Origin of the sequence: Saccharopolyspora sp. 6M, assembly GCF_020176775.1 — a bacterium.
GTDB lineage: Bacteria > Actinomycetota > Actinomycetes > Mycobacteriales > Pseudonocardiaceae > Saccharopolyspora_C > Saccharopolyspora_C gregorii.
Map to the genome: position 1 here is coordinate 9,674 of NZ_JAIUJZ010000034.1, position 12,803 is coordinate 22,476.

Annotated in this window: 15 protein-coding genes; 3 read left to right on the forward strand and 12 right to left on the reverse strand. The window is 73.4% G+C overall.

Annotated elements, in window-relative coordinates; translation table 11 throughout:
- Window positions 1-156 precede the first annotated feature (156 nt).
- Genes LCD31_RS06145 through LCD31_RS06160 form a run of 4 tightly spaced genes read right to left on the reverse strand, consistent with a single transcriptional unit; the run spans window position 157 to window position 3,369 of the window.
- Entirely contained in the window at window positions 157-1,149 is a 993-nt protein-coding gene (locus LCD31_RS06145; protein WP_224956540.1) for an NADPH:quinone oxidoreductase family protein, read from the reverse strand.
- Window positions 1,150-1,203: 54 nt separating this feature from the next.
- Window positions 1,204-1,809, reverse strand: coding sequence for a TetR/AcrR family transcriptional regulator (locus LCD31_RS06150; protein ID WP_224956542.1), 606 nt, complete (start codon window positions 1,807-1,809; stop codon window positions 1,204-1,206).
- A 28-nt stretch (window positions 1,810-1,837) separates the two neighbouring features.
- Window positions 1,838-2,617 carry an SDR family oxidoreductase gene (locus tag LCD31_RS06155; RefSeq protein ID WP_224956543.1) on the reverse strand — a complete coding sequence of 260 codons (780 nt, stop codon included), beginning with the start codon at window positions 2,615-2,617 and terminating at the stop codon, window positions 1,838-1,840.
- Window positions 2,617-3,369 (reverse strand): SDR family oxidoreductase, encoded by a 753-nt coding sequence (locus LCD31_RS06160; RefSeq protein WP_224956544.1) that lies wholly within the window; start codon window positions 3,367-3,369, stop codon window positions 2,617-2,619. The genes LCD31_RS06155 and LCD31_RS06160 overlap by 1 nt, the downstream gene beginning before the upstream one ends.
- A 426-nt stretch (window positions 3,370-3,795) precedes the next feature.
- Between LCD31_RS06160 and LCD31_RS06165 the strand changes: the two genes are divergently transcribed.
- Both LCD31_RS06165 and LCD31_RS06170 read left to right on the forward strand, forming a co-directional pair.
- Complete coding sequence (locus LCD31_RS06165; RefSeq protein WP_224956545.1) at window positions 3,796-4,380, forward strand: DNA-binding protein; 585 nt, start codon at window positions 3,796-3,798, stop codon at window positions 4,378-4,380.
- A gap of 34 nt (window positions 4,381-4,414) precedes the next feature.
- The gene (locus LCD31_RS06170; protein ID WP_224956546.1) at window positions 4,415-5,071 is read left to right on the forward strand and encodes an RES family NAD+ phosphorylase; all 657 of its coding nucleotides are present in this window, start codon (window positions 4,415-4,417) and stop codon (window positions 5,069-5,071) included.
- A 60-nt stretch (window positions 5,072-5,131) separates the two neighbouring features.
- Here the strand turns inward: LCD31_RS06170 and hisG are convergent, their stop codons facing one another.
- Window positions 5,132-5,992: an ATP phosphoribosyltransferase gene (gene hisG / locus LCD31_RS06175; RefSeq protein ID WP_224956547.1), complete on the reverse strand. Its 861-nt coding sequence runs from the start codon at window positions 5,990-5,992 to the stop codon at window positions 5,132-5,134.
- A gap of 264 nt (window positions 5,993-6,256) precedes the next feature.
- On the opposite strand from hisG, the gene LCD31_RS06180 reads away from it, so the two are divergent.
- Window positions 6,257-6,688, forward strand: a complete 432-nt coding sequence (locus tag LCD31_RS06180) for an NUDIX domain-containing protein (RefSeq protein WP_224956548.1) — start codon at window positions 6,257-6,259, stop codon at window positions 6,686-6,688.
- On the opposite strand, the gene metK is transcribed toward LCD31_RS06180, so the two are convergent.
- The 7 genes from metK to LCD31_RS06215 form a co-directional block, all read right to left on the reverse strand.
- A complete protein-coding gene (gene metK, locus LCD31_RS06185; RefSeq protein ID WP_224956558.1) occupies window positions 6,689-7,861 on the reverse strand; it encodes a methionine adenosyltransferase in 1,173 nt (390 codons plus the stop codon). It lies immediately after the preceding gene.
- A 42-nt stretch (window positions 7,862-7,903) separates the two neighbouring features.
- A complete protein-coding gene (gene coaBC, locus LCD31_RS06190) occupies window positions 7,904-9,154 on the reverse strand; it encodes a bifunctional phosphopantothenoylcysteine decarboxylase/phosphopantothenate--cysteine ligase CoaBC (protein ID WP_224956549.1) in 1,251 nt (416 codons plus the stop codon).
- Window positions 9,155-9,167: 13 nt separating this feature from the next.
- Entirely contained in the window at window positions 9,168-9,461 is a 294-nt protein-coding gene (gene rpoZ, locus LCD31_RS06195; RefSeq protein ID WP_224956551.1) for a DNA-directed RNA polymerase subunit omega, read from the reverse strand.
- 97 nt (window positions 9,462-9,558) lie between these two features.
- Window positions 9,559-10,161 carry a guanylate kinase gene (gene gmk, locus LCD31_RS06200; protein WP_224956553.1) on the reverse strand — a complete coding sequence of 201 codons (603 nt, stop codon included), beginning with the start codon at window positions 10,159-10,161 and terminating at the stop codon, window positions 9,559-9,561.
- Entirely contained in the window at window positions 10,158-10,475 is a 318-nt protein-coding gene (gene mihF / locus LCD31_RS06205; RefSeq protein WP_184484996.1) for an integration host factor, actinobacterial type, read from the reverse strand. The genes gmk and mihF overlap by 4 nt, the downstream gene beginning before the upstream one ends.
- 595 nt (window positions 10,476-11,070) lie before the next feature.
- On the reverse strand, window positions 11,071-11,730 hold the full coding sequence (locus LCD31_RS06210) for a hypothetical protein (RefSeq protein ID WP_224956555.1): 660 nt from the start codon (window positions 11,728-11,730) through the stop codon (window positions 11,071-11,073).
- Window positions 11,727-12,803 (reverse strand): serine/threonine-protein kinase (locus LCD31_RS06215; RefSeq protein WP_224956557.1); only part of this gene is annotated, 1,077 nt, incomplete at its 5' end. The genes LCD31_RS06215 and LCD31_RS06210, both read right to left, overlap by 4 nt.

Genomic DNA, 12,803 nt, shown 5'->3' on the forward strand with positions numbered 1-12,803 from the left:
GCCGGCGGCGGGGGGGGCCCCCCCCCCGGGGGGGGGCCCCCCGGGGGCCCCCCCGCCCCCCCCCCCCCCCCCCCCCCCCCCCCCCCCCCCCCCCCGCGCCGGGTCGCCACGCCCGCCGGTGCCCGCGGGCCACCGGCCTCGTCGAGGTGCCTCCGGTCAGCTCGCCGCGGCGTCGTAGGCGACGCGGCCGACGGTGCTGCCCTCGCCGACCCGGCGGACCGCGTCGGCGACCGCGTCCAGCGGCAGCCGCTCGCTGATCAGCGGCCGGATCAGCCCCTCATCGGCCAGCCGGGTCAGGTCCCGGTGCGCGTCCACCACCAGCTGCGGGTTCCGCTCGTTGTACAGGCCCCAGTGCAGGCCCACGATCGAGTAATTCTTGATCAGCGCGTGGTTCAGCCCGGGCGTGGGGATGGTGCCGCCTGCGAAGCCGATCACGAGGATGCGGCCCTCGAACGCGATGCACTTGGTGGACTTCGCGTAGGTCTCGCCGCCCACCGGGTCGTACACCACGTCGGCGCCCTTGCCACCGGTGAACTCCTTGACGACGGGCACGAAATCCTCGCTGCGCCGGTCCACCACCAGGTCGGCGCCGAGTTCCGCGGCCACTTCGGCCTTCCGCGGCCCGCCGACGACGCCGATCACCTTCGCCCCGGCGGCCTTGCCGAGCTGGATCGCGGCGGAGCCGACCCCGCCCGCGGCGGCGTGCACCAGCAACGTCTCCCCCGCACGCAGGTTCGCGCGGCGGTGCAGTCCGAAGTGGCCGGTCTGGTAGCCGATGAACAGCGAGGCGGCTTCCGCGTCGGACAGCGACTCCGGAGCCGGGAAGGTGCGCGGCGCGTCCATCAGCGCCAGCTCCGCGAACCCGCCGGTGGGCAGCGAGGCCGAGCCGAGCACCCGGTCGCCGGGGCTGAAGTCCGCGACGCCCTCGCCGACCTCGACGACCTCGCCGCACAGCTCCACGCCCGGGGTGAACGGCAGCGGCGGCTTGATCTGGTACTCGCCGCGGCACAGCAGCACGTCCGGGAAGTTCACCGGCGTCGCCAGCACCCGCACCAGCAGCTGCCCCGGACCCGGCCGCGGGTCGTCGACCTCGTCGAGCCGGAGCACGTCCTGCGGTTCACCGTTCTCGTTGAGCCGCCACGCCTTCACACAACACCTCCGCATCGAGGAGCACCGCCGCTCCTCGGTCGTGCCCGCGACCGGTCATGGCCGCAGGGATGCCAGCAGCAGATCCGCGAAGTGCTCGCCGATCTGCTCGCCGGTCAGCTCGCCGTCCCGCCGGAACCAGGTGCCGAGGTGGTGCACGGAGCCGAAGAAGAAGTCGACGACCAGCTCCGCGGACTTGTCCGCGCGGAACACCCCGGCCGCCTGGCCCTCTTCGATCAGCGCCCGCACCCGCTCGTGGTAGCGGCGGCGCTGCGCGCGCACCTCGGTGCGCTTGTCCGGGTGCAGCAGGTGCATCGACCGGAAGAAGATCACCGTGTCGTCCAGGTTGGCCGCGGTGGTCGCCACCACGTCGGCGGCGACGGCGTGCAGCCGCTCGGCGACCGGCGAATCGCCTTCGGCCTCCTGCTCCATCCGCGCGGTCTGCACCCGCAGCAGCCGCGCGTAGATCTCGTACAGCAGGTCGTCCTTGGAGCCGAAGTAGTGGTACATGGCGCCCTTGGTGACCCCGGCGGCGTCCACGATCTGCTGCACGGAGGTCGTTTCGAACCCGTGCTCCGCGAACAGCCGCGTCGCCGCCGCCAGCAACCGCTGCGGCACCGTCTCGGCGACCTCCGGTGCCGTGCGGACCTCCGTGCCGGCCATGTGCGCCTCCTCTTCTCCGCCCACCAGGCTATCGACCGGCTGATCGGTCCAGTCCGCGCTGGAGCTTGCGCATGCCGCCGTGCCACTTGGCGGGATCGGTGGAGCGCAGCGCGTAGTAGTCGGCGACCTCGGGGTGCGGCAGGACCAGGAACCGGTCGTCGGCGAGCGCGGCCAGCACGTCGTCGGCGACCTGGCCCGGTTCGATGGCCGCGTCCGCGAGCAGCTTCCGGCCGGTCTCGCCGGTGCCGTCGAGCAGGTCGGTGCGCACGCCCTGCGGGCACAGCGCCTGCACCACGATCCCGCGGTCGGCGTAGGTGATCGCCATCCACTCGGCGAAGGCCAGCGCGGCGTGCTTGCTCACCGAGTACGGCGCGGAGCCGAGCATGGTGAGCAGCCCGGCGGCCGAGACGGTGGCCAGGAACCGGCCTTCGCCGCGCTCCAGCCACTGCGGCAGCAGCGCCCGCGCGGCCCGCACGTGCGCCATGACGTTGACCTCCATCGAGCGGGCCCACGCCGCTTCCGGCGCCTCCGGCCCGCCCTCGTCGGCGACCCCGGCGTTGGCGCAGAACAGGTCGATGCGCCCGTGCCGCTCGGTGGCGGTGCCGACGAGTTCGGCGACGCCGTCCTCGGTCGCGGCGTCCCCCGGCACGGCGAGCCCGCCGATCTCGGCGGCGACCGAGCGTGCCGCGGCGGCGTCGAGGTCGTTGACCACGACGGACGCGCCCTCGCCCGCGAACCGGCGGCACAGCGCCGCACCGATGCCGTTGCCACCGCCGGTGACGACCGCGACCGCCCCGTCCAGCCGCATCACACGCCTCCGGTGAGGGTGAGCCCGCCGTCGAGGGTGAGCACCTGCCCGGTGATCCAGGAGGCCTCGTCGGAGAGCAGGTACGCGGCGGCGGCGCCGATGTCGGCCGGCTCGCCGAGCCGCTTGAGCGGGTAGGCCCCGGTGACGCCCTCCTCGTCCTCGGCGTAGAGCGCGGTCGCGAAGCGGGTCTTCACCACGGCGGGCGCCACGGCGTTGACCCGCACGTTCGGCGCCAGTTCGACGCCGAGCTGCTGGGTCAGCAGCGACAGCATCGCCTTCGTCGCGCCGTAGTAGCCGATGCCCGGCGAGGGTCGATGACCCGCGACGGAGGACACGTTGAGCACCGAACCGCCGTGCTCGGCCATCCACGCCCGGTGCACCCGCTGCGTCCAGGTCAGCGCGGAGAGCACGTTGACCTCGAAGGTCTTGCGCGCCACCCCCGGTTCGACGTCGATGACCGGCCCGTAGGCGGGGTTGATGCCCGCGTTGTTGACCAGGACGTCGATGCGGCCGTGGTCGGCGAGGGTCCGCTCGACGACCTCGGCCTGGTGGTCGGGGTCGTCCACCTTGCCGGCGATGCCGCGGGCGTGCTCGGCGCCGAGGGCGGCGACGGCCTCGTCCAGGGGTTCGGGTTTGCGGGCGGTGAGGACGACCTGGGCGCCTTCGGACACCAGGCGTTCGGCGATGCCGAGCCCGATGCCGCGGCTGGCGCCGGTCACGATGGCCACCCGGCCGTCGAATCGCTTGCTCATGCACTGCTCCCACTCGAAAGACCGACCAGTCGGTACGGGCCAGTGAACGGCGTGCCGCGGGTTCCCGTCAAGCCCTCGGGCGCCCGCTGCGACGTTCACCCGAGGCCGCACCCCCGACCAGCCCACTACCCGACCGAACCACCCGTCCGGCCCTGGACTTCACCTCGCGCAGTCGCTCCCGCTCGGCGATCTGAGACGGTCGCGGCTGATCCACTGCGGACTCGCCAGCAAAAACGGAGATCATTTCCAGTTCCGGGCGAGGATTTTCCGCCGGAACCGCCACATCGCCCGATAGGTTCGCCCGGGTCCTCCGTCAGCCGGATGGACGCGGCACGCTGTGCGACACGCCTGCTACATATGGTGATTCACCATTGCGGAGCGCACGATCGCGCACACGTTTGGCCCAGAACGCGCTACGCTGGAGACATGACAGTCGCGCTGGAGACCATCCTGGCCCGGGCAGGACTGCGGGTCACCGCCAACGAATTCCTCTCGCTCGTGGAAGACGCAGCGAAGCGGCTCATCACGCCGCAGGTCGATCCTTCAGCGCACTTCACCACCGCCGAGCGCGAAGCCCTCGCGGAAGCCGGGCTCGACCTCGCACCGCTGGCCACCGACGAGACCGATCCGCGCGCCCGCACGGTAGCCGAGCAGGCCGTGCTGCGCGATACCGCGCTGTCGGTCAACCAGGCCGCCGAGCGCATCGGCGTGGACTCCAGCCGCATCCGGCACCGCATCGGCGACGGACGGCTCATCGGCTGGAAGGACCGCGGCGGCTGGCGGCTGCCCGCCTGGCAGTTCAGCGACGACGACGTGCTCCCCGGCCTGGAGACGGTGCTCGCCGGCATGCCGCAGGACCAGCCCGCGCTGGTGCTCGCGAAGTTCATGACGACCGCGCAGGACGACCTGGAGCTCGGCGACCGCCCCGTCAGCCCGCGCGAGTGGCTGCTCGCGGGCGGCAGCGCGCGCCGCGTCGCCGACCTCGCCTCGGCGATCGGCACCCCGGCCTGACCGGCCCCGCACCGCGAACCCACCAGGACACCAGTTGGCAAGACTCCCCCAGCCGCCGGCGCCTGCGGTACTGCAGGCGATGCTGCGCCGCACCGAGGACGTGATCGCGGTGCCCGCGGGAACCCGGCTCGCCCGGGTGTTCACCTCCGGCGGCAACCACCCGCAGCAGTGGGACAGCTTCCGCTACGCCGGACCGCTGCCGCACGCCCGCTTCGACCCGCACCTGCCCAACACCCAGGGCGGGCCGACGGTCACCCGCGAGCACGGGGTGCTGTACTTCTCGCTGTCGGTGCGCACCTGCATCGCCGAGGTCTTCCAGGCCACCTCCACGGTGGACCGCCGCACCCGCAAACCGCACCTGGTGCTGTTCCGGCCGCGGCGCACGCTGCGGCTGCTGGACCTGGCCGGGCTGTGGGCGACCCGCGCCGGCGCCTCCCAGGCGATCAGCAACGGTCCGAAGGAGCGCACCCAGGCGTGGGCGCGCAGCATCCGCGCGGCCTACCCGGAGCTCGACGGGCTCTGGTACCGGTCGGCGATGGACGGCGGCAACCCGTCGCTGTGCCTGTGGGACCCGCCGTCGGCCTCGGCGCTGCCCGACGCCCCCGACGTGCTGCTGCCGCTGGAGCACCCGGGTCTCGACGTGCCGCTGGGCCGGGTCTGCAAGGACCTGAACTACACGCTGCTGGACTGAGTCCGCAGGCGAGCGGCCGCCCCGACCGGCGTGGCCGGACGGCCGCTCACCCGACCGGGATCAGAGGCGGCAGGCTTCGAGGGGCGTGACGAGGATGGCGCGGGCGCCGGCCGCCCACAGCGAATCCATGATCGTCTGCGCCTGGTGGCGCGGCACCATCACCCGCACCGCCACCCAGCCCTGCTCGTCGAGCGGGGACACCGTCGGCGCCTCCATGCCCGGCGTGATCTTGCGGGCGGCGTCCAGGGACGCGGTCGGGCAGTTGTAGTCCATCATCACGTACTGCCGGGCGATGAGGACGCCGCGCAGCCGCTGGATCAGCTTCTCGATCGCCTGCTCGCTGTCCGCGGGCAGGTCGCGGGTACCGCGCACCAGCACCGCCTCGGAGCGCAGGATCGGTTCGCCGACGGTCTGCAACCCGGCTTCCCGCAGCGAGGCCCCGGTCTCCACCACGTCCGCGATGGCGTCGGCGAGCCCCAGCTCGACCGCGGTCTCCACCGCGCCGTCGAGCTCGATGATCTCCACCTCGATGCCCAGGTCCGCGGCGGCGGCCGAGACCAGCGGCGCGAACGAGGTGGCGATGCGCTTGCCGTCGAGCTCGGTCAGCGCACCGAGCCGCCCGGTGGGGGCGGCGAAGAAGAACCGCGACACCCCGAAGTCCAGCGGCAGCAGTTCGGTCGTGCTCACGTCGGTTCCGGCCGCCTGCAACAGGTCCTGGCCGGTGATGCCGACGTCGAGCACCCCGCTCCCGACGGTGCGGGCGATGTCGGTGGGCCGCAGGAAGACGAACTGGACGTCGTTGGCCGTGTCGGTGGCGAACAGCGCCTTGTGCTCGCGGTGCACGCGGTAGCCCGCGTCGGAGAGCAACTGGATGGCGGGACCGCTCAACGATCCCTTGTTGGGCACGGCGACCCGGAGCATGGTGGTTCCTTTGCGGATTCGGTGGTGCGGGACGGCCCCGGTTCAGGCGGGGCGGCGGGGCGTTCCACCCGCGACGCGCTGCGGGCGGAACCCGCTATGGCGTTGACCACCGCACATCGAACCGTCTCCTCCTCGCCAGCCGTTCTTCTTCCGCCTGGAATGGTGGCACACCGACCGCGCCGGACGGCCCGCGACATGTCGGTGCTCACGTCCGCCTCGTAGGCTCGGGGCTCGTTCTCCGCACGACGGTGAGGATCCGCGCGCATGCCCGACCGCCATCTCGTCGACGCCCACGTCGCGCTGCTCCGCGGCTCACGTGTGCTGCTGAGCAAGCGCCGCGGGGACGCCTTCGACGGTTGCTGGCACCTGCCGTCCGGCAAGGTGGACGCGGGCGAGGACGTGCTCTCGGCCGCGGTGCGGGAGGCCGATGAGGAGGTCGGGGTGCGGATCGACCCGGCCGACCTGGTGCACGTGCACTCGGTGCACATCACCGGGCCGGGCCAGGAACCGCGGTTCGGCTTCTTCTTCCGCACCTCGCGCTGGTCCGGTGAGCCGGTGAACCGGGAGCCGGAGAAGTGCCACGAGCTCGGCTGGTTCGAGCTGGACGCGCTGCCGGAGCCGATGATCGGGTACGCGGCGGTGGGCCTGCGCGCGCTGGGCGGCGGTCCCGCGTTCTCGGTGCACGGCTGGGAATGATCAGATGGCGGCGCGCAGCGCGTCGGCCCGGTCGGCGCGCTCCCAGGGGAACTCGACGTCGGTCCGTCCGAAGTGGCCGTACGCGGCGGTGGGCGCGTAGCGGACCCGCAACAGCCCGAGGTCGCGGATGATCGCCGCGGGGCGCAGGTCGAAGACGGCATCGATGGCGGCCCGGATCCGTTGCGGGGCAACGGATTCGGTGCCGAAGGTCTCCACGAACAGCCCGACCGGCGCCGCGGTGCCGATGGCGTAGGCCACCTGGACCTCGATGCGCCGGGCGAGCCCGGCGGCGACCACGTTGGTCGCGACCCAGCGCATCGCGTAAGCGCCAGATCGATCCACTTTGGACGGATCTTTGCCGGAGAAGGCGCCGCCGCCGTGCCGGGCCGCCCCGCCGTAGGTGTCCACCACGATCTTGCGCCCGGTGAGCCCGGCGTCGCCCATCGGCCCGCCGAGCACGAACCGGCCCGTCGGGTTCACCAGCGTCCGCGCCGCCGAGACGTCCAGGTCCAGCGCGGCCAGCTCGGGGCCGAGCACCAGTTCCCGCAGCTCCGCGTCGATCCGCGCCTCGTCCACGCCGTCCGCGTGCTGCGCGGAGAGCACCGCGGTGTCCAGGGCCACCGGCCGGTCCCCGTCGTAGGCGATGGTCACCTGCGTCTTGCCGTCCGGGCGCAGGTGCGGCAGCAGCCCGTCCTTGCGCACCGCGGCCAGCCGCCGGGCCAGCCGGTGCGCCAGCGCGATCGGCACCGGCAGCCGCTCCGGGGTCTCGTCGCAGGCGTAGCCGAACATGATCCCCTGATCCCCCGCTCCCTGGCGGGCCACCTCGTCGTCGACGCCCCGCACCCGGGACTCGTAGCCCCGCGCCACGCCGCGGGCGATGTCCGGGGATTGCGCGTCGATGGCGACGTTCACCCCGCAGGAGTTCCCGTCGAAGCCCTTCGCCGAGGAGTCGTAGCCGATCTCCAGCACCCGCCGCCGCACCAGGCCCGGGATGTCCACGTAGGCCTCGGTGGTGATCTCGCCGACCACGTGCACCTGCCCGGTGGTGACCATCGCCTCGACCGCCACGCGGGAGAGCGGGTCCTGGGCGAGCAGCGCGTCGAGCACCGCGTCGCTGATCGCGTCGCACACCTTGTCCGGATGACCTTCGGTCACCGATTCGCTGGTGAACAGCCGCCGCACGGTCCACCCCCTGGGAACGGGTGCGGCCCGGGCTCAGCCCTGCTCGAACCGCCGCGTCACAGCATCCCACAGCCGGGCCGAGAGCAGGGACTTCGCGCCGTGCGGTAGCGGTGTCTCGGTGCCGTCGGTGGACAGCAGCCAGCCCGCGTTGTCCTCCATCTCGAAGGCCTTGCCGTCACCGACCGCGTTGACCACGAGCAGGTCGCAGCCCTTGCGGCCGAGCTTGCGGCGGCCGTGTTCGAGGACCGTCGTGTCCGGATCGCCGGTCTCGGCGGCGAAGCCGACGACCGCGCCGACCTGGATCCGGCCGTCGCGGCGCCGCTCGACGAGCTCGGCGAGGATGTCCGGGTTCCGGGTCAGCTTCACCGGCGGCGGATCCGCGTCCACCTTCTTGATCTTGTGCTCGGCGAGGTCCACCGGCCGGAAGTCGGCGACGGCGGCGGCCATCACGACCGCGTCCGCCCCGTCCGCCTCGGTGAGCACCGCCTCGCGCAGCTGCTCCGCGGTGCCCACGTGCACCACCCGCACCCCGGCCGGTTCCACCAGGTCGGCGGTGTGCGCGGAGACGAGCACCACCTCGGCGCCGCGGTGCGCGGCCACCCGGGCCAGCGCGTAGCCCTGCCGCCCCGACGAGCGGTTGCCCAGGTAGCGCACCGGGTCGAGGGGTTCCCGGGTACCGCCCGCGGAGATCACCACGCGGCGGCCTTCCAAGTCCCGCGGCAGCGCCGCGGCCGAGGACAGCAGCAACCTGCCCAGGTCGACGATCTCCACCGGGTCCGGCAATCGGCCCTTGCCGGTGTCCTTGCCGGTGAGCCGACCGCTGGCCGGTTCCGCGACCACCACTCCCCTGGCCCGCAACGTGGCCACGTTCTGCCGCGTCGCCGGGTGCTCCCACATCTCGGTGTGCATCGCGGGCACCACCAGCACCGGGCAACGGGCCGTGAGCAGCGTCGAGGTCAGCAGGTCGTCGGCGAGGCCGTGCGCGGCCCGCGCGAGCAGGTCCGCGGTGGCCGGCGCGACGACGACGAGATCGGCTTCCTGGCCGAGCCGGACGTGCTGGACCTGGTCGACGTCGGTGAACACGCCGGTCCGCACCGGGTGCCCGGACAGCGCCTCGAAGGTCGCGGCGCCGACGAAGTGCAACGCCGCCTCGGTGGGCACCACCCGCACGTCGTGGCCGGATTCGGTGAACCGCCGCAGCACTTCGCACGCCTTGTAGGCGGCGATGCCACCGCTGACGCCGAGCACGACCCGCGGGCGCTCCCCGGAAGGTTGCTGAGTCACGGGACTTCTCGGCTCACTCGCCTTCGGTGTGTTCCAGCACGCCGGCGTGGATCTCGCGCAGCGCGATGGACAGCGGCTTCTCCCGCGGGCCCGGCTCCACCAGCGGGCCGACGTACTCCAGCAGGCCCTCGCCGAGCTGGGCGTAGTAGTCGTTGATCTGGCGGGCGCGCTTGGCCGAGTAGATCGCCAGCGCGTACTTCGAGCTGACCTGCTCGAGCAGGTCGTCGATCGGCGGGCTGGTGATGCCCTCGGGGGAGGTCAGCGAGGACCGGCTGTTGAGGGCGGCGAGCGCGTTGGGGGTGGTCACGTGGTGGCTCCTGCTCTGAACGAAGAAGGCGGTGGACGCCGGTGCGTGGACAGCGGTGGCTGGCGGCGGGCGCCGACCCGGCGTCCGAGCGCGGGGCTCAGACCCGGCGACCGGTCACCAATCGTATCAATTCGCTGGTCGCCGACCGCACGTCGGCGTTGACCACGGTGTCGTCGAACTCCGGTTCGGCGGCCAGCTCCTCGCGCGCGGTGCGCAGCCGGGCCTCGACCACCTCGGGATCCTCGGTGCCGCGGCCGGTGAGGCGCTGCACGAGCTCCTCCCAGGACGGCGGCAGCAGCATCACGAGCCGCGCCTCCGGCATCGACCGGCGGACCTGCCGGGCTCCTTGCAGTTCGATCTCCAGCACGGCGTCCCGGCCCGCGGCGAGCGCGTCCTCGACGGGGCCGCGGGGAGTGCCGTAGCAGTTGCCCGCGTACCGCGCGTGTTCGAGCAGCTCGCCCGCGGCGACCATCCGCTCGAACTCGGAGACGCCGACGAAGTGGTAGTGCGCGCCGTCCACCTCGCCCGCCCGGGGGCGGCGAGTGGTCACCGAAACGCTGAAGTAGATCTCCGGTGCCCGTTCGCGCAGTTCGTTCAAGACGCTGGACTTGCCGACGCCGGAAGGACCGGAGACGACGGTGAGCCGGGGCCCGTCCTGGCGGACCGACCCCGGCTCGACACCGGTACGGGTGTCGATCACTCGGCGGCGAACTCGGTGAGCAGCGCCTTGCGCTGACGCTCACCCAGCCCGCGGAGCCGGCGGCTGTTCGCGATCTCCAGCCGCTCCATGATCTGCTGAGCGCGGACCTTGCCCACGCCGGGAAGGGCCTCAAGCAGCGCGGACACCTTCATCTTGCCCAAGACCTCGTCGTTGTCGGCGGTGTCCAGGACCTCTGCCAGGCTGGTTCCACCGCGCTTGAGGCGCTCTTTGAGCTCGGCTCGGGCGCGACGGGCGGCAGCCGCCTTTTCCAAAGCTGCTGCCCGCTGCTCCTCGGTCAGCTGGGGAAGGGCCACCATGTCCTCCGTGATGTGGGGTTTCTCTTGATCGGTGCGGCGACGGTACCGAGTCCCGCCCACCGGGTTCCACGCGGGTCCGGCTTGTCGAGCGGGCGTTCCGGGGGAAGATCCCGCCGCCTGACCCCGGGGGCGGCGCGTACAAGGGGTGCACGAGCACTGGGGCCGCTGCAACTACTACCAACAATGGCGCTGAAGTGCACTAACCTGGCAGAAAACTCTTCCGATCTGTCCGATTTCCGGGCGGTTGAGCGACACGGGGGTCGTCCGCGCAGGTCACAGCGAGACCGATACCACGTCCCGACGAAGTCGATCAAGACCTACCGGCCGGTTCGGTCCGTTCTCGCCACCGATCCCGAGCCGGACTCGGCGGCGGCGGTTCCCGATCACCCGTCCCGAGCCCCGCGGCGGGCGTCCGGCGGGGCAATGAAATGATCTTGATCGGAGCGCGTCACCTCAGGTCGTCCCGGTGGTGCGCGCTCGCCCCCGCCCCACTTCGCGAAGGACGCACCGATGAGCCCCGACAGCGGCGTGCCGCGCGCCCTCCCGGCTCCCCAGCAGGCCGCACGAGGGGCCGCGCGGCGGAGATGACCGGTCAGCCGCCCTGACCGTTCCCGGTGACTCCCCCGCCACCCCTGGACTCGCTCCGGTCGTCGCCGGAGCCCTGCCCGTTGCCGGTGGCACCCTCGCCGTTGCCGGTGGAGCCCTGCCCGTTCCCGGTCGAACTCCGTCCGTTGCCGGTGGAGCCCTGCCCGTCCCCGGAACCGCTCTCGTCCTTCCCCGGCGAGCCGTCGTCGTCCCCGTCGGCATCGCGGTCCGCGGCGTCGATCACGGCCTCGATCACGTCGCCGAGGGCGGGCGGCGGAGGCGCGGGCACCGGCGGCGGCACCGCGGCCCCCGGCGGTGGCTCCTGGGGAACGGGCACCGGCGGCCCCGGCACGGTGACGACGACCGGGGCGGGCGGTTCGGGTTCCGGGAAGGTGGCGACGTCGGCGGCGATCCGGTCGGCGGCCGCGAGCAGGTCGTGCGCGTAGGCGGCGTCGAGCCCGCCGGTGGCCTGCGCGGCGGCGATCTCCCGGGTGAGCGCGGCGAGCGCGTCCTCGGCGGCGGTCCGGTCGTGGCGCTGCGCGGCGTCCCGGACCTCGGCGACCGCCGCCAGCAGGTCCGCGCGCACCTCGGGCGCCATCGGCGGCGCCGGGGCGCCGCAGGAGGCGAGCAGCAGCAGCGCGGGCACCGTCCACATCGCACGCTTCATCCGCGCACCAGCCCGTCCAGGTCCGCGAGGTCCGCGGGCAGCCGCTCCGCGCCGGGCGGCCCGGATTCGGGCGGGAGCACCGGCCGGTCCGGGACGTCCGCCCCGGGGACCAGCAGGGCGGCGCCACCGAGCAGCAGGAGCAGCAGGCCCGCAGTGCCGAGCAGGAGCGCGCGCCGGCGGCGCGGGCGCGGCGGGACGGGGTCCGCGCCGTGCTCCGCGGTGTCGGCGGAGTCCCGTCGCGGCACCACCGCGTCCGAGGTGCCCACGGGGGTGCCCGCGTCCCCCGCGGCGGCGGTGTCCGCGGTGGCAGCGGCGTCCCCGCCGCCCCCGGTCTCCGCGGTTCCGGCGGCGAGCAGCCGCGCGCAGCGCGCGGCGGAGGGCCGCCGCTCCGGGTCGTACGCCGTCATGGCCGGCAGCACCTCGGCGAGCGGGTCCGGCAGCCAGTCCGGGATGCGGGGTTCGCGGGTCAGCCGGGCCACCGCGGCCTCGGTCTTGGTGCCGTCGTACTCGGCGCGCCCGGTGGCGCACTCCAGCAGCACGAGCCCGAGCGCGTACACGTCCGCGGCGTGGTCGACGTCCTCGTCGCGCACCTGCTCGGGCGCCATGTAGTGCGCGGAGCCCATGATCACGCCCGAGTCGGTCACCCGCCCCACGGCGTGCACGAGCCGCGAGATGCCGAAGTCGGCGAGGAAGACCCGCCCTTCGTCGGTGATGAGCACGTTGGAGGGCTTCACGTCTCGGTGCACGATCCCGTTGGCGTGCACGTGGGCCAGCACCTCGGCCAGCCGCCGGCCCAGCTCCACGACCTGCTCGGTCTCGAACGCGCCCGCCCGCAGGGCGGCGCTGAGGGTCCGGCCTTCGACGAGCTGCATGACGAGGTACGGATCGCCGTCGCCGGACTCGGCGCCCGCGTCGTGCACGGCCACCAGGCCGGGGTGGCTCAGCCGCGCCAGCAGCCGCGCCTCGTCCTCGAAGCGCCGCCGGGAGGCTTCGTCCGCGTCGGAGCGGAAGATCTTCACCGCGACCGGTCGCCCCAGCCGGGTGTCCACCGCGCGGTGGACGACGGACAAGCC